Origin of the sequence: Ohtaekwangia sp. (assembly GCF_036786105.1) — a bacterium.
Taxonomy (GTDB): Bacteria; Bacteroidota; Bacteroidia; order Cytophagales; family Cyclobacteriaceae; genus Ohtaekwangia.
This window is the reverse complement of sequence record NZ_DAIQRQ010000015.1, coordinates 37,661-59,859: the sequence shown is the minus strand read 5'-3', so window position 1 is coordinate 59,859 and position 22,199 is coordinate 37,661. Positions and strand designations below refer to the sequence as shown.

At 45.5% G+C, this 22,199-nt stretch carries 16 protein-coding genes; 7 read left to right on the top strand and 9 right to left on the bottom strand.

Annotation, left to right across the window (positions count from 1 at the left end; all coding sequences use genetic code 11):
• Positions 1-107 precede the first annotated feature (107 nt).
• Positions 108-1,319, bottom strand: a complete 1,212-nt coding sequence (locus tag V7Q33_RS09380; RefSeq protein ID WP_333819684.1) for a DUF763 domain-containing protein — start codon at positions 1,317-1,319, stop codon at positions 108-110.
• 104 nt (positions 1,320-1,423) lie between these two features.
• Between V7Q33_RS09380 and V7Q33_RS09375 the strand changes: the two genes are divergently transcribed.
• Both V7Q33_RS09375 and V7Q33_RS09370 read left to right on the top strand, forming a co-directional pair.
• Complete coding sequence (locus tag V7Q33_RS09375) at positions 1,424-1,660, top strand: DUF6496 domain-containing protein (protein WP_333819683.1); 237 nt, start codon at positions 1,424-1,426, stop codon at positions 1,658-1,660.
• A gap of 190 nt (positions 1,661-1,850) precedes the next feature.
• A complete protein-coding gene (locus V7Q33_RS09370) occupies positions 1,851-5,339 on the top strand; it encodes a DUF5689 domain-containing protein (protein WP_333819682.1) in 3,489 nt (1,162 codons plus the stop codon).
• Positions 5,340-5,417: 78 nt separating this feature from the next.
• Here the strand turns inward: V7Q33_RS09370 and V7Q33_RS09365 are convergent, their stop codons facing one another.
• Positions 5,418-6,437 carry an LLM class flavin-dependent oxidoreductase gene (locus tag V7Q33_RS09365; protein ID WP_331977588.1) on the bottom strand — a complete coding sequence of 340 codons (1,020 nt, stop codon included), beginning with the start codon at positions 6,435-6,437 and terminating at the stop codon, positions 5,418-5,420.
• Between the two features lie 157 nt (positions 6,438-6,594).
• Positions 6,595-6,990, bottom strand: coding sequence for a hypothetical protein (locus V7Q33_RS09360; RefSeq protein ID WP_333819681.1), 396 nt, complete (start codon positions 6,988-6,990; stop codon positions 6,595-6,597).
• A gap of 144 nt (positions 6,991-7,134) precedes the next feature.
• Between V7Q33_RS09360 and V7Q33_RS09355 the strand changes: the two genes are divergently transcribed.
• Both V7Q33_RS09355 and V7Q33_RS09350 read left to right on the top strand, forming a co-directional pair.
• Positions 7,135-8,145: an AraC family transcriptional regulator gene (locus V7Q33_RS09355; protein WP_333819680.1), complete on the top strand. Its 1,011-nt coding sequence runs from the start codon at positions 7,135-7,137 to the stop codon at positions 8,143-8,145.
• Positions 8,146-8,690: 545 nt separating this feature from the next.
• Complete coding sequence (locus tag V7Q33_RS09350; RefSeq protein ID WP_333819679.1) at positions 8,691-10,499, top strand: L,D-transpeptidase family protein; 1,809 nt, start codon at positions 8,691-8,693, stop codon at positions 10,497-10,499.
• A gap of 4 nt (positions 10,500-10,503) precedes the next feature.
• On the opposite strand, the gene V7Q33_RS09345 is transcribed toward V7Q33_RS09350, so the two are convergent.
• Positions 10,504-11,286, bottom strand: a complete 783-nt coding sequence (locus tag V7Q33_RS09345) for a murein L,D-transpeptidase catalytic domain family protein (RefSeq protein ID WP_331977596.1) — start codon at positions 11,284-11,286, stop codon at positions 10,504-10,506.
• 485 nt (positions 11,287-11,771) lie between these two features.
• Between V7Q33_RS09345 and V7Q33_RS09340 the strand changes: the two genes are divergently transcribed.
• Complete coding sequence (locus V7Q33_RS09340) at positions 11,772-12,167, top strand: hypothetical protein (protein WP_333819678.1); 396 nt, start codon at positions 11,772-11,774, stop codon at positions 12,165-12,167.
• A 319-nt stretch (positions 12,168-12,486) separates the two neighbouring features.
• On the opposite strand, the gene V7Q33_RS09335 is transcribed toward V7Q33_RS09340, so the two are convergent.
• From V7Q33_RS09335 to V7Q33_RS09320, 4 genes are all read right to left on the bottom strand, one after another.
• Complete coding sequence (locus V7Q33_RS09335) at positions 12,487-13,956, bottom strand: potassium/proton antiporter (protein ID WP_331977600.1); 1,470 nt, start codon at positions 13,954-13,956, stop codon at positions 12,487-12,489.
• A 96-nt stretch (positions 13,957-14,052) separates the two neighbouring features.
• Positions 14,053-14,565, bottom strand: coding sequence for a L,D-transpeptidase family protein (locus V7Q33_RS09330; RefSeq protein ID WP_333819677.1), 513 nt, complete (start codon positions 14,563-14,565; stop codon positions 14,053-14,055).
• A gap of 11 nt (positions 14,566-14,576) precedes the next feature.
• Positions 14,577-14,975, bottom strand: a complete 399-nt coding sequence (locus V7Q33_RS09325) for a VOC family protein (RefSeq protein ID WP_331977604.1) — start codon at positions 14,973-14,975, stop codon at positions 14,577-14,579.
• A 138-nt stretch (positions 14,976-15,113) separates the two neighbouring features.
• The gene (locus V7Q33_RS09320; RefSeq protein ID WP_331977606.1) at positions 15,114-15,896 is read right to left on the bottom strand and encodes a hypothetical protein; all 783 of its coding nucleotides are present in this window, start codon (positions 15,894-15,896) and stop codon (positions 15,114-15,116) included.
• Positions 15,897-16,395: 499 nt separating this feature from the next.
• Between V7Q33_RS09320 and V7Q33_RS09315 the strand changes: the two genes are divergently transcribed.
• Together V7Q33_RS09315 and V7Q33_RS09310 are read left to right on the top strand one after the other, a co-directional pair.
• Positions 16,396-19,707 (top strand): DUF7948 domain-containing protein, encoded by a 3,312-nt coding sequence (locus V7Q33_RS09315; protein WP_333819675.1) that lies wholly within the window; start codon positions 16,396-16,398, stop codon positions 19,705-19,707.
• A 63-nt stretch (positions 19,708-19,770) separates the two neighbouring features.
• On the top strand, positions 19,771-20,616 hold the full coding sequence (locus V7Q33_RS09310) for a Cof-type HAD-IIB family hydrolase (protein WP_333819673.1): 846 nt from the start codon (positions 19,771-19,773) through the stop codon (positions 20,614-20,616).
• Here the strand turns inward: V7Q33_RS09310 and V7Q33_RS09305 are convergent.
• Positions 20,588-21,976, bottom strand: coding sequence for an alanine/glycine:cation symporter family protein (locus V7Q33_RS09305; protein ID WP_333819671.1), 1,389 nt, complete (start codon positions 21,974-21,976; stop codon positions 20,588-20,590). The genes V7Q33_RS09310 and V7Q33_RS09305 overlap by 29 nt on opposite strands.
• Between the last annotated feature and the right edge of the window lie 223 nt (positions 21,977-22,199).

Genomic DNA, 22,199 nt, shown 5'->3' with positions numbered 1-22,199 from the left:
AAATTTTTCTGCCAGCGATATACGAGAATATATGCAGGATGATATGCCAGTATAACGGCTAGGCTGGGGTATAATCTACCCAATGTGATGCTTCTTATCGATCGTAATCAGAAAAGTTTTAACTGCTGGTTTTTCCTGGGAGGAACCGCTTTGCCAAAAACAGTACGGCCTTCATATTTCCACGATTCGTCACGCTCTTTTTCAATTACAGCATCGAGGTTGGTGTTGGGAATAAAATCTTTCTCTGCACGAATGGATAATTCAGAAAGATTTTTGATTGCCTGTTGTTTATCACTTTGTCCCAGCTTTGCCTTATCAACCGCGGTACGAAGCGTAGTAATGGTTTCATCATATACTTTGATGGGTACCGGAAACGGATGACCATCTTTACCACCGTGGGCAAATGAAAAGCGTGCAGGATCTTTAAACCGTGAAGGTGTTCCATATATCACTTCGCTGACTAGTGTAAGCGACTGCAACGTGCGTGGGCCAAGCCCTTCGAGTAACAGGAGCTCTTCAAAATCTTTCGGTTGTTTTTCATGTGCCAGCCAGAGTATACTTCCCAATCGCTTGATGTCGACATCAGCAGCTTGTACTTCGTGATGCGCTGGCATCGTCAGTTTACTGATCTCTTTAATCATGCGGTCGGGCGATTCATGCGCCATGTTTAGAAGACTCGCTTGTGTAGGCACAGCTTCTTTTGCTACCATGTTCAAAATACTTCCCTGGTTCTCGCCGCAGATAGATGTGTGAGGCTCTTCTACAAATGAAGTTAATGATGCTGAGTGCCAGTGATAGCGTCTGGCCGTAGTGCTTTGCGGACTCATACCTTGTTGTACAACCGCCCACTGACCTTCGTTGCTTACAATGAAATTATGCAGGTATAACTGAAAGCCATCCTGCACCGCTGTATTATCTACTTTTGCACTAAGCTTGCTGCAGCGTGCCAGAAAATGGCCATCAAGGCCCGTTTGTTCACCTATTTTTATTAACTCTGCAGGAGTTTGTCGCGAGTGATTTCCTTTGCCACCACAGATATAGATACCGAACTCTTTTGCGTGTGGATTGATAGCACGTTTCAATGCGCCCATCACCGAGGTAGTAATACCGGAGGAATGCCAATCCATTCCCATTACACATCCCAGACTTTGAAACCAGAAAGGATCACTGAGTCTTCGCAGCACTTCAGCTTTGCCATACTCAGCAATAATTGCTTCCGTAATAGCCAATCCGAGGCGCCCCATACGCTCTGCGAGCCAGCGCGGCACATGTCCGTAATGTAAAGGAAGGTCAGCAGAGCCCGATCGTTTCAACGCCATACGATTGTAAAGTAAAGTATTTCCTGTAAAGTTCCATCAACCAAAATATGAATGATGGCGGCACGAAATTTTTTTATCCTATGCATCATCAATTGTAAAAGAATATGGCCAAGTATTCAAAAGGAGCACAAAAGAAAGTCGCGAAAGTAATGCGCGAGAAAAAAGCAGGCACACTCAAAAGCGGCCGCAGCGGCAAAAAAGTAACCAGTCGCAAACAAGCGATTGCTATAGGTTTATCAGAAGCCCGCAAAGCCGGAGCTAAAGTTCCCAAGAAAGCATCGAAGAAAAGAGCGGCAAAGAAAACTGCCCGGAAGCGTGGAAGAAAAGCGAAGTCCGGTTAATCGTTATCCGTTACAGGTTAATCGTTAATGCACTTCTACGGATAAATGATTAACGTGTAACTGGTAATGAGATTTGTGTTGCAACGTATACCATTCCGCCAATTATATAACTTCAGCGAAACATTACTTTCATATTTTACAATTAGTTTCGCAGGCTTTAGAAGTTTCTTGCAACCAAAAATTATTGTACATGAGAAATCGTTACGTATTGTTCTTTTTATTCACGTTATGCTCAATCGGATTCAACCGGTTACACGCTCAGGTAAATCTGAGTACAATTAATGCGCCGTACCAGCAGCACTTCGATTTGCTGGCGAGCAGCGGCACTGCCAACGATATTGCTACACTTCCTGCAGGATGGACGTTCGTTGAGTCAGGTACCAATGCCAACACAACCTACGCTGCCGGCACAGGTTCTTCCAGCACAGGTAACACCTATAGCTTCGGTCTTACAGCAGCAGACCGCGCATTGGGTGGATTGCTTTCCGGATCGCTTGTACCTACTATCGGTGCAGGCTTTGTAAACAACACCGGAAGCTATATCACTTCCCTGCAGATCGCTTACCGCGGTGAGCAATGGAGACTTGGTGCTACCGGAAGAGGAGCGGATCGCATTAACTTTCAATACAGCGTAGATGCATCATCGCTTTCATCGGGCATATGGACCGATGTAAAGGCACTGGATTTCAACAGCCCGGTTACCGTTGGTACGGTAGGTGCGGTGAACGGTAATGACACTACTTATAACACGAATCTTTCTTATACCATTACGGGCCTTAACATCGAGCCTGGTAAAATATTTTATATTCGCTGGACTGATTTCAATGTATCTGGTTCTGATGACGGCCTTGCCGTAGATGATTTTGTAATTATTCCGCAGGGTATACCTTCTGATTTTCCTTCTATCAAACTGCTGCCAGGTTCGTATGACTTTGGTGATGTTATTGTAGGTGAAAGCGCCCGCACCCGTTACCAGGTGATTGGTGCAAACCTGGTGGATTCTATCAAACTATATACTTCCACGCAGGTATATAGGTTGTCAACCGACAGTATACATTTTGGCTCAACGGCTACATTGCCGGCAGAAGGTGGTTATGTGTATGTACAGTTTGCTCCGGCAGCTCCGGGGAAAGTAATGGATTCCATTTCGCACATTAGCGGAACAGGATTCAATGTATTTTTTGCATTTGGCAATGGCTTTGACTTTGCCAGCAATGTTATACCCATCGCTACGGCCCGTACGAAAGCCGTAGGGCAGAAAGTTACTGTAGCCGGACGCATCACCGTGGGGAATGAATTGGGAAACCCGGTATATATACAGGATGCTACCGGTGGTATACCGGTTTTTGATTATTCACTGGCGTCCCGTGTAGCCATTGGCGATTCTGTATTGGTAACAGGACCGATTGGATTGTTTAACGATCAGAAACAAATCAGCGGAAAGGGTATAGCATTTATTAAACCCGATTCTTCAAAAAGAATTATAGCACCGAAGCCCATCGCAATCGATCAACTGGCTGCCAATGAAGGATTGCTGGTTACAGTACAACAGGTATCGCTGGTCGATAAATCATTTGTGTTCTATCCGCAGAGCACCGAATCGATAACGGCCCATGGCATACAAGCTGATCTGCGTATCGATGGCGATACAGATATACCAGGACTTTCCAAGCCTCAGGATACGGTTTCTATTACCGGTGTAGTAGGCAGGTTCAAAACCAACGCACAACTTCTTCCACGCTTCCAGGCAGATATACCGGGCGCAACCATTCCTTCACCAGCATCCGATAGTATAGCAAGAGATAAAACGTTTGATGTGGTGAACTGGAACCTTGAGTTTTTTGGTGCCAGAAAAGAAGACTATAGCAATAAAGAATACGGTCCGGCAGATGAAGACCTGCAATTGCAAAATGTAAGACGTGTACTGGATTCGCTTCAGGCCGATATCGTAGCGGTGCAAGAGGTATCAAACGATTCGTTGTTCAGTGCGCTGGTCGCTCAATTGGGTGGCTATCGTGCTACGTGCTCCGATCGTTACTCTTATTCGTTTGATGGGCTCAGCAATACATTCCCTCCGCAGAAAGTATGTTACATTTATGATACGGCTACTGTTCAGGTCGTATCGGCACGTCCGATGTTTGAAGCGTTGTATGATGAAGCACGCACCACGAATCCCGAAGCGCTTCCGAATTATCCGGGAGGAACGCCTTCCAGCTTCTTCTCCAGCGGAAGGTTACCTTATATGCTCACGGTTAAGACTACCATTCGTGGTGTAACGGAAAGAATAACATTGATTGATATACATGCCAAATCCGGATCAACAGCCGGTGATCACGACCGAAGACTATATGATGCACAAGTGTTGAAAGATACGCTGGATACATACTATTCAGATGAGCAGATCATTGTATTGGGAGATTTGAACGATGATCTCGATCAGTCGATCGTGAGCGGTTTAAGCAGTCCGTATATAGCCTTTGTAAATGATACTGCACACTATATACCCGTAACCAGGCACCTCAGCGATGCAGGCGCACGGTCTACAGCCAGCTTCGGTGATGTAATCGATCACCAGATTATCACCAATGACCTGGGAGATGAATATATAGTGGGGTCCGAGCGCGTCATCACGCCATTCCGCCTGATACCAAATTATGCTACTACTACCTCGGATCACATGCCGGTAATGGTGCGCTATCAGTTGCAGGCACCTGAAGTTAATTTTGCAAAACAGAACCTGACGTTGGCAGAGAGCAACACCGCTGTGCAAACTATAGCGCTGTCGCTTGCCAAACCTTTTGAAGAAGGCGGAGAAGTAACCATCCTGTTAAGCGGTGATGCTGCTTATGGCAAAGACTTCGTTACGGAGCCGGCTGCAGTAAATAATCGCATTGTATTGTCAATCCCGGCAGACTCTGTATATGCTCAATTCACCGTTCGTGTACTGGAAGATAAACTGGATGAACTGAATGAAACAGCTTCGTTCGCTGTACTGTCGGGCAATGGCGTTGAAGCCGGTGCCCAGGGTATATTTATACTGACTATCGAAGACAACGATATACCTGCCGTGGCTTTCACAGAATTGTTGCCATCAGCAAAAGAAGGCTCCGGTGTATATAATCTCAACCTGAAACTTTCCACGCCGGTTGCTTCTGCGCAAACCATCACACTGCAGGTAACCCAAGGCCCTGGTGTTGTATACGGAGAAGATTATACAACCGAGCCTGCTTCGAATCAGCAGCGCATTACGATTGACGTACCGGCGGGCAGCAGCCAGGCGTCACTGGCTATTACACCGCTGGAAGATAACAAACGCGAGTTACCAATTGAACTGATATCTTTCTATCTGGAGAAAACGTCAGAAGGATTGCAGCCGGTGCAACCACGCATTTCAATCTTCTCAATCATTGATGTGAACAAAACGCAGCCACATATAGTGGCATCGCCTAACCCTACAACCGGTATTGTACGCCTGAGCTGTTCCGAGCTTGAACCGGGTCAAACCATTCTGGCAGAACTGCGCGGGCCTGGCGGAGAGTTACTGTATACCGGTAATGGAACGCTGGATCAATTAAGTGCTGCTATTACAACAAAAGTACAACAGCATAAACGCGGCATCTATACCATTCAGGTGTGGATCGGTGGTGAGCCAGTTGCTGTTCGTGTTCTCAAGATATAGTAACTGCTATAGCTGAATAAAGCAGGCGTCTCCTAAAGGCGCCTGTTTTTTTTATGGTATGTATATAGGAAAAGAATCTTATTGAAAAACATTTGCCGGCAGCAGAAACATTTCTGCCAATAGCTCATACGAGCGAAAGCGATCTTCGAGGGTATCGGCAAAAGTAGCGATCACAATTTCATCTACGTTATAGGTGCGGGCCAGTTGTTTGAGGCGCTCTTTCACAACGTCTGGCGTGCCGGTAATGGTACGCATCCGGTTAAATTGCACACGCGCCAGTTCTTCCCGTGAATAAGCATACGATTTTATGGATTCGTACGAAGGCGATTCATCGATCTTACCCTTCTCTATACTCAGCAGGCGATAGTCCATCACGGCCTGAACCTGTGCTGCTTTTTCTTCTGTTTCGCCACAGAACACAAATATACCTACGCTGGCTTGGGGTTCCTGTAATTGATCTGACGGTTTGAATTGTTCGCGATAAGCCTGTATCGCTTCCGGGCCACCTATTGGGTTGATGAAATGCGCGAATGACAATGCCATTCCGAAATGCGCCGCGATATAGGCACTCTCTCCGCTGCTGGTCAGCATCCAAAGTTCGGGTTGTGTTGGAATGCGGGGTATAGCGGTTACTTTTTCATGAACCGTGCCCGCTTCTTTATCATCCGATAGAAATGCTTTCAGATCAACCAATTGCTGAATATAGTCTTTCGGGCTAAACGTGTTTGTTGGATTCAGGAGCGAAGCCGTAAGCCTGTCACCACCGGGAGCGCGCCCTATACCCAGATCAATGCGTCCGGGATATAGTGCTTCGAGCAATCGAAAGTTTTCAGCCACTTTTAATGTGCTGTGGTTGGGCAGCATAATACCGCCGGAACCGAAGCGAAGATTTTTAGTTTCACCCGCCAGCCGGGAAATGAGCACTTCCGGTGCTGCACCAGCAAGTGTTGCTATATTATGATGCTCCGATAACCAGTAGCGCGTATAGCCTAACGAGTCGGTAAATCGCGCGAGCCTGATGCTTTCCTGCAAGGCTTCCTGCGCAGTGCTTCCCCTGCGAATAGGTGTCTGATCGAGGACACTAAGTTTTAACTTCATAACGAACCTCTCTGCATGTAACGACAGAATCAATGATAAAGAATAACATGAGCCTGGAGTGCAAAGTTCAGGTTCAAATTTAATATTCAAGGTTTAAGGTTAAATGTTCAAAGTTGGGAACGCAAGCCTTGAACATTAAACTTTAAACCTTAAACTTTTAAACCTGTTTCACTCCCTGTATTTGAAGATACGCCATGGCAGCAACCCAGAGTGCTACAGCACTGATTGCGATGTAGCCAATAGCCGTCAGGTTGAAAAGTTGAGGCAGTACAATGGCGAGACTTCCCACCACCCAGAGTATATCCAATGTTATAATGACATAGATGTTCTTTACGCGGATGGGGCTGCGCATGCCCTCATAACTTACAAAGGCGGCAAACAATACAAGAAAAATTCCGGTCTCTATAAAAGCCTGTGTTTGCACTACGCCAAAGAGCGCAGCAACCTGCGATGCCATGGCGATAAGACCTATGCCGGTTACTCCGGAGCTGATGGCATTGATGAGTAATACATTCTTCAATGTAAACAGAGAGTTATGTGCTGATGTCTTCATAATGTTGATGTGTTTAGTTTTGATGATACAAAGGTATTGAGCATCATCCGGGGTGCATTACCTTTAGCCGCCAACCCATTACCCTTTTGCGCCAATTTGCTTTACATCTAACCAAAGGATGCCGTCCTCAGCTATATTTGATATATGGAAGAACAGCAAAAACGTTTGGTAGTAAGTATACTGGCGTATGCGGCGCAGCGCGGCTTGTCGGTAGCACAATTATGCCGTTTAACCGGTATTGACCTGGATGCGCTGAAGCGTGATAGAGAAATTATAATAAAGCCTCAGCAGGTTGAAACACTTTGGAAAGAAGCTATACATTTAAGTGAAGATCCATTGTTCGGTCTGCACTTCGGCGAGTCTCTTCAGTTAAGTGCACTGGGTATAGTAGGAGAGATCATCAAATCCAGCCCCACCGTTGGCGATGCACTGACGCAGGCGGCTTCCCTTGCTACACGGGTGACTGATCTTATCCGCATGGAGATCACTCGTGGTAAAAAGTCTTTTACCATCGAGTTTGTTCCCACGGCTTCCGGAGAGCAACAGCAATTCACGATTACATTCCGGCAGATGTTAGACTTCCTGATGGTATTTACCATCCATGAACTCGATGGATTGTTGCTGGAGCGCATTGTACCCAATGCAGTTAAATATCTGGTTGCGATAAATGATGCAGCGGAGTATGAACGTGTTCTTCGTTGCCCGGTAAAGAAAGCAAAAGTATGTGTTCTGGAATTTGACAATCGTTACTGGCAGGAACCAGTCATTTCGGCGAATCATGAATTGCAACGCTCATTATTGGCAAAAGTACAATCAGCAACGCCCGGAGCGCAGTCGCTGAAAAGCAGAATATATACTTACCTGATGAGTAATTCATATCTGGGCATACGTTCGCTGGAAGATGTAGCGGCAAATTTTCATATCAGCAGCCGCAGCTTGCAGCGTAAGTTGCAGGAAGAGGGAACATCATACCTGGAGCTGTCGGATGCCGTACGTAAATCGCTGGCAGTGCACTATATACGTTCCGGCAGTTACCAGCTGAAGGAAATTTCGGGCATGCTGGGATACAACGAACTCAGCGCCTTTACAAGAGCCTTTAAACGATGGACGGGAAAAGCACCGGTACATTATCAGGCAGAATCAGCAGCATCGTAATTATTGTCCGTAATTGTAGAAAGAGATGTACAACCATTTCTACAGGTATACTTTAAAAGTGATAGGGATAATACATTAAAGTCTTGTTTCCGGAGTTGGGTAAATCATATATGTACGGGTATCAGTTTTTATCCGTTACAATTGCCTGCATTTTTTTGATCATATATAGCACACTATATATGAAAGAATAACAATCTTATCGCTATATATAACTTATTATTGCACTGTTGTGTGAACATACGGCGATAACTTTGCGTTAAATGGCCGGAGGAAGTCGTTAATTCATTCAGACTTTTAAGAAATTCAATTTCTTCTCGCTTAAATCATACATTCGGCAGCTACCCACCTCTCAACGCTGCCATTTCCTGGCCCCAAGGTTGTAATACTATCCGTAACCGTGAAGGTGATGCCGTCTGGCAAGACTTAACAGAAGTTTGTTGTGGAAGGAGAAACACTCCAATGCCCACAGCCTGCAGCAATAGCCTTCCGGAAAGCCGTAATGGGTTGGAACTGTTTTTTCTAAATCTGGAATTGTAAGAACCACTATGATGAAACGTGTTTTTGGAAGGCTTTTAAACCTCTTGTTTTGGATACCACTGGTACTGGTATTCTTTTCCTGCAGCAAAAATATTACACCGGTTGATACTGCTAAAAAGCAACCGGTAGAACAAAAAACCACTATCGCGGCCGTTGATTCGCTAACCAATCCGGAACAGGCTCGCGCTGGAAATCATATTGCATTCGATACATTAATACGTCCGATCCACTCTGGTATACCTGCCGTATGGAAGAAAGACGCTGTGCTTTGCGCGAAAGTCCAGAAAAAAGTGATGGATTATTACACGAACACTGGATATAAAACCCGCTGGCTTGGCGATAAAGGACCCGGTTTGTTTTTCGATGAGCTTAAAAAACTGCTGGCACAGGCAGACCTGATGGGACTTCGCCCGACTGATTACTCACTGGCATCAATAGAAGATAAATTTAATGATGTATATAAAACGCAGCCGGCTATAGCAGCCGAAGTAGTTGATCTGGATGTACAACTGACTGAGATATTCTTCCTGTTTGCCACGCATTTGCAGGATGGTCGCGTACGAAATGTACCCCACAACGGCGATGCACTTTGGATACGTGATCCCAAACCGGAAAAGAATGTAGACGTAGCGTTACTGGCAGGCATGCGTGAGCCTGAGCAACTAACAGGCATTGTAAGAACGCTGCAGCCTGCAGCCGAGCAGTATGCAAAACTGCAGAAGGCACTCGAAAGTTACCGTGCACTGGAGAAATTGGAAGCAGATGAAATGCCGGTAAATCTTTCGGTTAAAGGCAAGATCAAGCCCGATGATCACAACGCGGTTATTCCCTACATCCGCAGAAAACTTTCGCTTACAGATCTGAAAGTATATGCAATGCCTGTAGACTCAACCTCAGGTCTGTTTGACTCGCTGCTGTATGATGCTCAATTGGTATCGGCAGTAAAATTATTTCAGATGCGTCACGGCCTTGAACCGGATGGAATTATAGGAGAGAAGACGCTGAAGTTCCTGGGACAGTCATTCCATGAAAAGGCAGATATACTCGCGCTCAACATGGAGCGATTCCGTTGGTTGCCAGACGAACGCTACCTGGGCAATTATATCATGGTAAACGTTCCGGAGTATATATTGCGCGTTCAGGAGAACGAAAAAGAAACGCTTGCCATGCGTGTTATTGTGGGCGCTCCCAATAAGCCTACTCCCATATTCAGGGATGAAGTGAGCTATATTGTATTCAGCCCTACATGGACGGTGCCGACCAGCATTATTCGCGAAGAGATCATTCCGCGCTTGCGGAAGGATTCAGCGTATTATGCTCAGAAAAATTATGCTTTCTTCAAAGATGAAGTGACGATCGATCCTTCCAGCGAATCCTGGAAAGACGAATCCATCAATCCCTATAAATATCGCATCGTGCAACAGCCCGGGCCCGATAATTCATTGGGACTCGTGAAGTTTGGTATGCCTAATACCATGAATATATACCTGCACGATACACCGAATCACAGATTGTTTACCAAGAGCTTTCGCGCGCTTAGCCATGGCTGTGTACGACTGGATGAGCCAGCCCGTTTCGCCGAATACCTGCTACGCGATCAGCGGGGCTGGGGTAAAGAGAATGTTGCCAAGGCTATGAACGCGGGTGCATCATCTACCATAATGCTTCGTAAAAAATACCCGGTGCACATAGAATATCATACCGCCTGGGTTGATGATAAAGGTGTGGTGAACTTCAGGGAAGATATATACGGTCATGATAAGAAACAGCTTGAGCTGCTCTTCCCGGAAAAAGTATCGTCAGTAGCAGGACTGTAAAAGACTATTCTTCATGCCGTGCCATCATGCTCATGTTGTCGAGCAGTTGGTTCACATTCAGATATAGTGAAGAAGCGAGGTAAGCCGGGTCGTTATAATATGCAAAGATTGCTGTACGGCCTTTGATGGCATCAATCACTTCTCTCGCTATTGCGTTGGAAAGAGCAGGGCATCCCTGGCTTCTTCCCAGGCGGCCATAGCGATTGATCCAGTATTCACTTACATAGTCTGCTGCGTGCATTACCACCGCGCGATCGCGTATCTTGTCGTTATAGCCTTTATCCTGGCCATCCAGTTTTAAACTATAGCCTTTGCTGCCAATGTAGGTTTCGGCGGTAATATAAAATCCAAGACTGCTTTGGTTGGAGTGCGGTATATTCGAAAAGCTCTTTGCAAGGTCTTCGCCGGTATTTTTCCCATGGCTCACATGGGTATAGAATTCAATTGTACGCTTGTCAAGATCGATGGTATAAAATCGTTTCTCGCGACTCGACTTCGTGAAGTCAATGATGGAAAGTATATTTTTCTCGCTTAGTTTACCTTGCATCCGAAGTGTATAATATCCAATGATGCCGTAACGGAACGCTTCATACGATAAATGATAGCGTTCAAGCCCGATCTGCTCATACAGGTGATGCAGAGAATCTTCCAGGTTGATCGCTGAAATATTCTCACGATCCACAGAGTCAGCAACAACGGTAACATGATTGGAATGTCTAGCAGAAGTTGTGGTTGGAGTTGGGGAGGTTGTATAAAAGGCTAAAAGCCAGTACATCAAGAATGTCATATCAAAGAGGGGTTTGTTGAAAGACGTTGCGAAACAACGCGATTAGGCGGGCTTAAAAAAATGAAATTTCTTTTAAAGAGTACGTCCGTTCCTATTGGTATCAATTCTGTATGTGATTTTTTTCTACGAAAAGCCCTGAAAATCACAAGAATAACAATAACGCCGAGAAGCTTCCACACAACGGTCTGTAAAGTAAAATTTGGATCGATAAAATGTGGATTATTTCTTTTGATACGTTACGGTTTATCAGGGCAAGGAATGAAGTGCCTGCCTTGTCGGAATGAATCAGGTGCAGTCAAACAGATGCCCGGCATCAGATTGTATCCATCGAAACATAGGTCTTAAGACTCACCAGACTTGTTATGAAGCTTCGGTGAAATTACGGACAAGGCTCTTAGTATTTATTCACAGCCTTACCGAAAATATACCGACATGCATTGTTGATGACGAGATATATCTTTCGCATTAATTTGGCTTTAAATAAAATGGAAACACTTATCGCTGAATATGGATCGGTAGTTTACGATCGTAAAGTGGATTGTCTGCATCTGACGTGCAAGGGATTTCTATCCTATGAAGAATTAGTGGAATTGCTGGAGCGCGCGTATAAATTAATTTTGCGCCACCAGCTTAGCAAGTGTCTCATTAATCTTCAGAAGATAGAAGTATATCCCGAAGGTGCTACAGAGTATCTTCAACAGGTTTGGTATCTGAATATGATCGCCGGTGGGATTCAACATGTAGCCTATGTAGTACCCGATGATGTTTTCGGCTCTATGGCCATGAAGGAAGTTCACCTTGAAGAACTTCCGGGATTGGTAAGACAGTATTTCACCAACGAGGAGAGTGCCAAGGCCTGGCTGCTGAGTCTTAGCCGTTAAACATTGGGGCTAGCAGCCGGAAGCTAGCGACTAGCAATTATTTTACCGCAGCTATTTCATAGTTCAGCCTTGACAGGAATGCGGATTTCCCTTCTTGTTTTTTGGTGGTAGTACGGAAACCCTATTCCTGCCGTGGCTGAGATCTTTAATGTCAGATGTATAATACGTGTGGAGGTTGTAAATGTTTGTGGCTCCGTTCGCAATTCCAGTAATTACATAACGGTAAAACGATCATCGGCGTGAGTATAACGATCGCGAATGCGACCAACGTTTTATTTTTATCGATTCACGAGTCGATCCTGTGTACAGCAAAGTATAGTTAATGATGTGTAGTACCGAAACGTTCCTGGATGTCGTGAATAGCGTCTTTGTTGTCCGCCATCACAAGCAGGTGATCATTCGGATGTATAACTGTATCGCCCCGCACGGTTAGGTATTTACCATCGCGGTGTATCAATACAATGAGTGCCGTACGTGGCAGGTCGAGTTCTACAACCGCTTTCCCTGCAGCGGGAGAGGTGACCGGAATATCAAGTTCCAGCAACTCGGCTTTCAGATCATCTTTAATTTCTATATCGAGCGGGAATTTACGCTTGATCTTTCCCGGTACACTTACTTTCAGCCAGTTCGCTATGATGGGAAGTGTGGTGCCTTGTATCAATACCGATGATACCGATATAAAGAATACAAGATTGAAGATCATGTTGGCATGTTCGGCGCCTTCAATGAGGGGATACATAGCAAATACGATCGGCACAGCTCCCCGCAATCCAACCCACGATATAAAAAGTTTTTTGCGCAGGCTTAAATCAGCATTGGCCAGCGATATAAATACAGCGACCGGTCGTGCAAGAAAGATAAGAACAGCTGCCACCAGAACTCCTCTTCCAATAAATGGCACAATCTGGCTGGGATATACGAGAAGTCCCAGCGTAATGAACATAATGATCTGCATGAGCCAGGCCTGTCCATCGTAGAACTTCATCAAACTCTTTTTATGAATGAAGCTGCTGTTGCCAAGGATAATGGCGGCTATATATACGGCCAGAAATCCGTTGCCTCCAATGAAGTTGGTAAATGAAAATGTAAAGAACACCAGTGACAGAATGAGTACCGGATATAGTCCTTCAATGTCAAGTTTAATCTTGTTGGTAATGAAGATCATCAGCTTTCCGAAAATATACCCGCAGGCTGTACCCAGCAGCATGCTAATCAGAAATTTCGGTATGAGCGAAATCATGGAGGCTTCCGGATGAAGCACCAGGTGTGTAAAGCTTACGGTTAAGAAGTACGCCATGGGATCGTTACTACCGCTTTCAAATTCGAGGAGCGGTCTTACAACGCCTTTGAGGCCAATGTTGCGCGAGCGAAGAATGGAGAATACAGCAGCGGCATCGGTAGAGGATACGATGGCACCGAGCAGCAGTCCTTCTTTCAGAGAGAAATCGAGAAAATAAGAGGAAAAAATGCCAACAATTGTAGCAGTGACCAACACGCCTACCGTGGAGAGTGATATACCGCTTTTCAAGACCGGGCGTACGCTTTCCCACTTGGTATCGAGCCCGCCGGAGAAAAGTATGAAGGTAAGTGCTACTACACCGAGGAACTCTGCAATTTTAGGATCGTTGAAGTAAATACCTCCCAATCCATCTGAGCCCGCCACCATGCCCACAATAAGAAAGAGAATGAGGGCCGGTATACCAAACCGAAAAGATGTTTTACTGGTGATAATACTGACGAACAGTAGAATAGACCCCAGCAGCAGAATATTTTCAGAAGATAATACCATAGTCCTTCACACGTTTTCATATACCTGGAGTAAAAATATAAAACCAGCGCGAAGAATACGCTTCATCGTGCATCAGCATCAAATAAATATTTATGCTTAGGGATTAATGATGATGGGCGAGCCAATTTGTACATGCTCGTATAGTTCATCCATCTCTTCATTTGTAACGGCTATACATCCGTTTGTCCAGTCACGCCACCGATGAAATTTACCGATGTAGCCACGCCCATTTTTCAGTGCGTGTATCTTTACATCACCTCCGGGTGGTACACCACGTTTCTTTGCTTGCTCTCGATCTTTTTTATTGGGGTAGGAGATGCCCAGATTTTTATGATAACCACTGTTGGGATTTTTATTAATGATCTGGTAGATGCCCTCCGGTGTACAGCGATCGCCTTCCTGCTGTTTGTCTCCATGACCTTTGCCAATGGCAATCGAATATACTTTTACCACCCGGCCGTTCGAGAATGCCTGCATGGTATGATGTTTTTTACTAACCACCAGTTTATCGATCACCACGCCAGACTCCAGTTTCTCTTCCGGCAGATAATAATATATAGTTGCTGAGCAAAGCAGCGAAAGCAGCAGTAGTAAAAATAATTTTTTCAAACCGGTATATATTATCGTTTTGGTTCAATAAAATCCCACAGGTTTCCATACAGATCCTGAAATACAGCTACAGTTCCCCATGCTTCTGTTACCGGCCCGCGCACGAAGGTTATACCGTTTGCTTCCATGGCCTTGTAGTCACGCCAGAAATCATCGGTATGCAAAAACAGAAATACTCGTCCTCCGGTCTGGTTGCCCACCGCTTTCAGCTGCTCATCGCCGGAGGCTTTTGCCAGTAAGAGTGTACAGCCACCGACAGTATATCCGGGCGGTGCTACCACTACCCATCGCTTGGTCTCACTAAGCATGGTGTCTTCCAGTAATGTAAAATTCAGCTTGCGTATATAAAACTCGATGGCCTCGTCATAATCGCGCACGACCAGGGTGAGTTGAGTGATGGTTTGTTTCATAGAAAAGATTTATACGTATTCGGGTAAGAGTAAGTTAGAATGTTTGGCCATCAACCTCATCGTATTCATAAAATAAAAATGCCGTCCCGAACGGAACGGCATCTAGTATGAACGAGTTATGCTTTCGCATATTGCACGCTATTTATGGAGCGGAACATTTATACCAAGCGCATAAATATACTGTGCCGAGAAGAATGAGTGACGGGCACGTCCTTCTTCATACAGCTTGGCGTCGGTATAATCTGCAAAGGCTCCCTTCACACTTCCCTCCACGTATAAGTAGCGCAGGAAATCATAGCGCAGGGATACACTTGTACCGACTACAAATCCACTGAGACGGAAGGGACCATCATTATGTTTGCCCATGATATACGAATCCGTCTTGGGTATAAGTCCACCGGCACCGGCTTTTACCAATACACTCAGGTGGTTGGCCCAATAGTTATCTTTCTCCAATGTAAATCTGCGCACGGCACTGATCATAAGGTAATTGTTCCCGTTCGTGTGCTCGAAGTGAACGAACTGCGGAGTGACCAGTGTATCCTGGTCGAAGTACTTACCACGAATCTCGCCTTTCAGGTGCATTACCTGATTATCGGTAACAACATACTTGAGGTGGTCCCAGCTTACCTCAATGCCCCATTGAGGCTTGTTGGCAAAGAAGTAGCCAAGATTGAACACATACTGCGGCACGGTAGGAGCCGTATGGAAGAAATCGTGCATATCAGGTTTGTCTTTAGCACGCGCTTTTTCCAACGTAAAGTTGTAGTCGTCAGTCTTGTTGTCTTTGAAGTGAATTGTGCTGCGGGTATAAGAATCCCGGTGATAGCCCCATGTCACATAAAAGTTTCCAATCTTGTTTTGTCCCAGGGCACAAGTAGCCCACGTAATGGCAAGGAGAGCGCCAATGATTTTTTTCACAGGTAGTAAGAAGGAATAAAGTAAAAGTTAAGTTTTATATAGTATCAGGCTATAGGGGATGCTCCTGATTTCAGGGGAAGGTTTTTGGGGATCGTGTAATATCAACTCATAAGCATTAAAAATTTTATTAGTCCTTATGAAATCCTGTAACGGAATTTGAAGGCGCAATGTTAGCGATCATTTTATATATATACATCCGAAATGCATGTAAAAAATCACAATTACCCGGTTATACGGCATTCACCTGAATAGTAAACGATTGCGGTATATCTCTTCCCGAGTCGATGCCTTCCATGTCCGGGCATCATAACACCGAAGTCGTATTTTTGATTCGTTTATTGTGCGGAATCAACTGTTAAATTAGTTACATGTTAACCATGATGTGTAACGGATAACGACTAACCTGTAACGATTAACCGATAGCTACCGACAAAGTGTTTCACTTTTCACGATTAAAGGGTACATTAGCAACGCAGAGCCAGGTTTTTTTAACTTCGTGATGATGAGAGCTTGTATCGCCTGGTTGATCTTTTCCACTCAGGTTGTGATGGCTGCCGATCCTGCGCCATCCGTAAAATTTATTGAAAATAAAAGCCAATGGGCATACCCCATTCAGTTTGCTGCGCGCACCGGAGGCGCTGAAATGGTATTGCAGCCCGGTACGTTTGTGTACTATTTCCTGGATGGACAGAAGCTGGAGCAACTCCACGAGCGCTCCCATTACCCTGCACAACGTTCAGAGGCCGATCTCTCTGATTATAATATCGATGGCTATGCAATCCATGTGAATTTTAAAGGCGCCAATCAACAAAGTATACCCGTTCCGTTTGGCAGGTCTTCAGAATACTATAATTACTTCCTCGGCAGCGACTCGTGCCATTGGGCATCGAAAGCGTATGCGTATGATGGTGTAGTATACCCGGCATTTTACGAAGGTATCAACCTGAAAGTATACTCTTCCGGTAATCATGTAAAATACGATTTTGTAATCGCGCCCAATGGCAATCCTTCTCATATTCAGATCGAATACAATGGGGCCACCAGTGTGCGCCTGGAACAAGGCGATGTGTATGTGAGTACACCCTTGGCTGGTATCATTGAAAAGAAACCCGTAGCATGGCAGGTTATCAACCATAAAAAAGTATTGGTTGAATGTATATACCAGCTGGAGGGAAACAGGTTGTCGTTCCATTTTCCTTCCGGGTATGATCCCTGTTATGAACTGGTAATCGACCCGCTGCTCATATTCTCAACGTATTCCGGTTCTCTTGCCGATAACTGGGGTAGTACAGCAACGCCAGGCGAGCGGGGCACGCTATATTCATCCGGAGTTACAAACCAGTTTGTAGGCCGGTCGTATAGCGGAGAGTTTCCCGCTACAGCCGGAGCATTTCAAACTTCGTACGGAGGATTATATGATATTGGTATTCTCAAGTATGATTCCACCGGCAGCAACCTTCTGTATGCATCTTACCTGGGAGGTGAGCGATCTGAATCACCGCATAGCCTGGTGATGAATGCCAGTGAAGAACTGATTGTATTGGGTACATCAAGCTCTTCCGATTTTCCGACAACCGCTAATGCTTTTAACAGAACATTTAAAGGCGGAGTTCCGGTTGCGCATGTGGTTTACTATAGTGCAGGTTCTGATATTGTGCTGGCGCGTATCAGTAAAGATGGAAGTACGTTGCTGGCATCGACCTATGTAGGTGGAACTAAAAATGACGGGTTGAATACCAGTGGCGGGCACCTGACCAAAAACTATGGCGATGAATTGCGTGGCGATGTAATAGCCGATAAGCTTGGCAATATATATGTAAGCTCAGTTACTGCTTCGCATAATTTTCCGGTTACGCCCGGTAAGTACAGCACCTATCGTGGCGACTCTACCGATGCTATACTTTTTAAGATGGATGCCAGCCTTCATCAGATACAGTACGGATTATATTTAGGAGGAAGTGGTGTAGATGCTTCGTATACGCTAAAGTTCGATGCCAACGAAGATATATATATTGCCGGTGGCACGACCAGTAAAGATTTTCCGGTGACGGCATCCACCTATCGTTCTACACTGGCAGGTGGCGCGGATGGTTGGATGGCAAAGATCAGCAATGCGGGCGATTCAATCTACTATGCGACTTTTACCGGTACTTCTTCTTACGATCAGGTATATTTTATTGATCTTAATGAAGCCGGTGAAGTATATGTATACGGACAGACCGATGGTAATTTTCCGATTACACCCTCTAATGTATATAGCAATGTCAATAGCGGGCAATTCGTTCAGAAATTTGATAAGGCATTAAAGCAATTGAAGTTTTCTACTGTATTCGGATCAGGGCGCGGCACGCCAGATATATCGCCAACGGCCTTTCTGGTAAACGAATGCAATAACTTGTACATGTGCGGCTGGGGCGGTGAGCTCAATTCCGGATATTGGCCGGGCAGCAGCACCAAAGGCATGAAGATTACCAGCAATGCGTTGCAGTCGAGTACCACCGGTAATGATTTTTATTTTATAGTACTCACAGATGACGGAACGGAATTTTTATACGGCACCTATCTGGGGGGCAATCGCTCCCTTACACATGTGGATGGAGGCACCAGTCGCTTCGATAAAAATGGTATAGTATATCATGCTGTCTGTTCAGGATGCAACACCGATGGCAAAGGCCCGTATTCCGATTTTCCGACAACAACACGCGCGTGGTCGCGGACTAATCGCAGTTTGAATTGTAATAACGCAGCCTTCAAGTTTGATCTGTCATCGTTGCGGGCAAGATTGCAAACCAACTCGATCTGGTTCAATATGGCGGGGCTGAATAAAATATGCTTGCCCGATAAAGTTGTGTTTCAAAATTTCAGCACGGGTGGTGAAACGTTTGAGTGGAATTTTGGTGACGGAACCAAGCTCACCAGACCCGATACAACCTATATCGTTCATCAATATAAAGTCATTGGTCGCTATACAATTTGGTTAAAGGCTATTGATCCGGGAACGTGCAAGGTAAAGGATTCTGTTTCCACCATTGTAGATGTGTTCAACGCCGAAGCGGAGATACAGGATGATGACGAGGTGTGCAAGGGAAGTTCGTATACCCTGAAGGCCAGTGGTGGTGCCACGTATGCCTGGAAAAGTGCTGATGGATCATTTCAGTCGAACTTACCAATGCCTGTGGTAAAACCCGCTGATACAACGGTATACTATATTAAAGTAACAGAATCGAGTGGTTGTGTACATTACGACACGGTGCAATTGAATGTGATTCCACTGGTTGCGCCCGCATTTGAAATGGCACGGGAAGAGAATTGCTTTACCCTGCCCAATATACATGTGCGAAGTCTCACTGATAGCCTGGCCGGTACGGATCGTATCTATTTTGATTTTGGTGATGGTACTACCTCTGATGAGCCGGAGGCAGATCATGAATTTGAAAAAGACGGAACATATACTGTGAAGCTGGTAGCAGTGCGGGAGGCGGGGAGCATCGTGTGTGCATCAGAAAGTGTGCAAACTATTCCGGTATATACATTGAAAATTCCCAACGTGATAACGCCCGGCAATGGCGATAACCTGAACCAGGCACTTTTTATACAATACGGCAAAGTAAAAGGAAAAACACCTGCCGATTATGGTTTCAATACCTCGCTGGTGATCTATAATCGCTGGGGTGAGAAAGTATATGAGGCAGCCGACTATAAAAACGATTGGACCGCGGAAGGGCTTGTCTCCGGTGTATATTTCTTTGAAGTTACGGTACAAGATCATGCTACCTGCAAAAGCTGGGTGCAGGTCATCAAAGGAAATTAGTCAAAGCAAACAGTGGTTGCATGCGAACACTGTGTATCTTGCACTTCAATCCCTATAGTACTCATGAATATTCGCGCTATTTGTACCGACATAGATGGTACGTTGCTGGACAGTCGCAGAGAGCTTTCACCGCGCACCATTCAGGCAATTCAATTCATTAAAGATGAAATGCCGGTAATTCTGGCGTCTTCGCGTATGCCCAGTGCCATGCGCCATCTGCAACGTGCGCTGGGTATATTGGATCATCCGCTGATTTGCTTTAACGGTGGTTATGTGATCCGCTATAAAACGGGCCACGATATTCCCGAAGTGCTTGATTCAGTAACGATCCCGGTATCGGTTTGTGAATATATATTAAATGCTGTAAAGGGAACCGGTATACATGTGAGTTTATATCATGAAGATAACTGGTACGCTCCGCAGGAAGATCAATGGACAGCCCGCGAAGCGAAGGTGACGAAAGTATTGCCTGCTATTACACCTTTTACAGGAGTGTTAGAAAAATGGCGATGTGCTGAAACCGGTGCGCATAAGGTAATGTGCATGGGCCTTGAAGAAGAACTCAACGTATTGGAAGCAACATTAAATGCCACACAAGCCAGCGAGCTGCATGTATATCGTTCCAAATCAACCTATATCGAGATAGCACCGCGCGCCATTTCAAAAGCGTCTGCGTTAGCCGATGTGCTGCGCGTATATTATAACCTCGATATAAAACAATCGATGGCCTTCGGCGATAATTATAATGATATCGACATGCTACGTGCCGCAGGGTCGGGTGTGGCAGTAGCCAATGCCCGCGATGAAGTGAAGGCTGTAGCCGGTCACATCACCGCGAAGAATACAGAAGACGGTGTGGCGCAGATGCTGGAACAATATGTTATCGCAGCTTTGCGAAATAACGCTTAGCCTCTGCTTTTACTTTTGGAGCCAGTATAAATCCGGAGAGCATGGTAGGTATAGCCATGAGTGCAAAGGCTATATCGATCAGGTTCAACACCAGGTCCATGGATACAATGGCTCCCACTACAATCATAGACAGGTAAAAATAGTCATACCACTGGCTGCGTTCTTCACCAATCAGGTACGAGAGCGCCTTGCGCCCATAGTAGCTATAAGAAAACAATGCGCTGATCGCAAATACAAACGTGCAAAGCAGCAATATATACTCTCCATAAGGCATAGCCGAGCGATACGCCAGCGAAGTGAGGGTTATACCTGAGATGCCTTCCGTTTGCCATACACCCGTAACAAGAATAGCGAATGCAGTAAGAGAGCATGATAATAATGTATCAATCACCGGGCTTAGCATAGAGATCAAGCCTTCTCGCACCGGTTCAGTACTGATGGATGCGCCCATCGCCATCGGCGCTGTGCCTATACCGGCTTCGTTAGAGAACGTTGCTCTGCGAACACCGAGCATGATGATCCCGCCCAATACACCGCCCAGAAACGGATCGCCATGGTAATTAGTAGCGGAGAAGGCATCCGTAAACACAAGTTTGATATAGTAAGGTAGCTGATCGGAAAATACAATGAGAATTACGGCCACTGAAATAAAGTGCAGCACGATCATAACCGGCACCAGCCTGCCTGCCCAGCTACCAATGCGTTTTATTCCACCAATAATGACAACGGATACTAATACAGTAATGAGCAGACCGATGACAAATTTGTGAACACTGAAGGACGACTGCCCGATCATAAACATTTTCTCTTCTATACCGGCAGGTTTCAGCCCGATATCAACAATAGCTTGTGTCAATTGGTTAGCCTGGAAGATTGGTAGCATACCAACCAGGCAGCACAGGCAAAAGAATGTCGCCATAGGTTGCCAATGCTTGCTCATGGCTTCGCGTATTACATACATAGGGCCGCCTTGCAATTCGCCGGTTGAATCTTTACCGCGATACATACTGGCCAGTGTGCTCGTAAAGAAATTTGTAGACATACCGATAAACGATGTTACCCACATCCAGAACAATGCACCCGGACCACCCATGGCAATGGCAGCCGCTACACCGGAAAGATTACCCATCCCCACGGTAGACGCCAGCGCGGTAGATAATGCTTTGTAAGGACTTATCTGCCCGGGACCTTTTGAATCTTCGAATTTGCCCATGAGTATCTGCAGGGCATGTGAGAAATAAGTATACTGAACAAAACCTGAGTAGACCAAAAAGAAAACTCCGCCACCAATGATGAGAAACAGAACCGGCCACCACGTATAGGCAGCTATAGCTGATAAAAACTGATTGACTTCTTGCAATTGATTACACGTTAGTGCGGAAAGATAGGAAAAAATAGCTGCTAGCCTTCAAGCTGCCAGCTGCTAGATGAGTGGGCGTAAGCTGGAATAGTGCGATGCAGTGAGGTGCTCCTACCTTATTGGCGGAATGGGATATCTTGAAATAAAAATAAACGCCGCTAATAAATCTCAGTAACCTTTCGCATAAATATTGAAGAACTTCGATGCATCTTACCTTCCAGCA

Bases quoted from the DNA above. Each gene is read 5' to 3' on its own strand.
- V7Q33_RS09355 (WP_333819680.1), top strand. From the start codon at position 7,135: ATGGAAGAACAGCAAAAACGTTTGGTAGTAAGTATACTGGCGTATGCG.
- V7Q33_RS09310 (WP_333819673.1), top strand. From the start codon at position 19,771: ATGAATATTCGCGCTATTTGTACCGACATAGATGGTACGTTGCTGGAC.
- V7Q33_RS09375 (WP_333819683.1), top strand. From the start codon at position 1,424: ATGGCCAAGTATTCAAAAGGAGCACAAAAGAAAGTCGCGAAAGTAATG.
- V7Q33_RS09380 (WP_333819684.1), bottom strand. From the start codon at position 1,319: ATGGCGTTGAAACGATCGGGCTCTGCTGACCTTCCTTTACATTACGGA.
- V7Q33_RS09360 (WP_333819681.1), bottom strand. From the start codon at position 6,990: ATGAAGACATCAGCACATAACTCTCTGTTTACATTGAAGAATGTATTA.
- V7Q33_RS09350 (WP_333819679.1), top strand. From the start codon at position 8,691: ATGATGAAACGTGTTTTTGGAAGGCTTTTAAACCTCTTGTTTTGGATA.
- V7Q33_RS09325 (WP_331977604.1), bottom strand. From the start codon at position 14,975: ATGAAACAAACCATCACTCAACTCACCCTGGTCGTGCGCGATTATGAC.
- V7Q33_RS09335 (WP_331977600.1), bottom strand. From the start codon at position 13,956: ATGGTATTATCTTCTGAAAATATTCTGCTGCTGGGGTCTATTCTACTG.
- V7Q33_RS09315 (WP_333819675.1), top strand. From the start codon at position 16,396: ATGATGAGAGCTTGTATCGCCTGGTTGATCTTTTCCACTCAGGTTGTG.
- V7Q33_RS09345 (WP_331977596.1), bottom strand. From the start codon at position 11,286: ATGACATTCTTGATGTACTGGCTTTTAGCCTTTTATACAACCTCCCCA.
- V7Q33_RS09340 (WP_333819678.1), top strand. From the start codon at position 11,772: ATGGAAACACTTATCGCTGAATATGGATCGGTAGTTTACGATCGTAAA.
- V7Q33_RS09365 (WP_331977588.1), bottom strand. From the start codon at position 6,437: ATGAAGTTAAAACTTAGTGTCCTCGATCAGACACCTATTCGCAGGGGA.
- V7Q33_RS09370 (WP_333819682.1), top strand. From the start codon at position 1,851: ATGAGAAATCGTTACGTATTGTTCTTTTTATTCACGTTATGCTCAATC.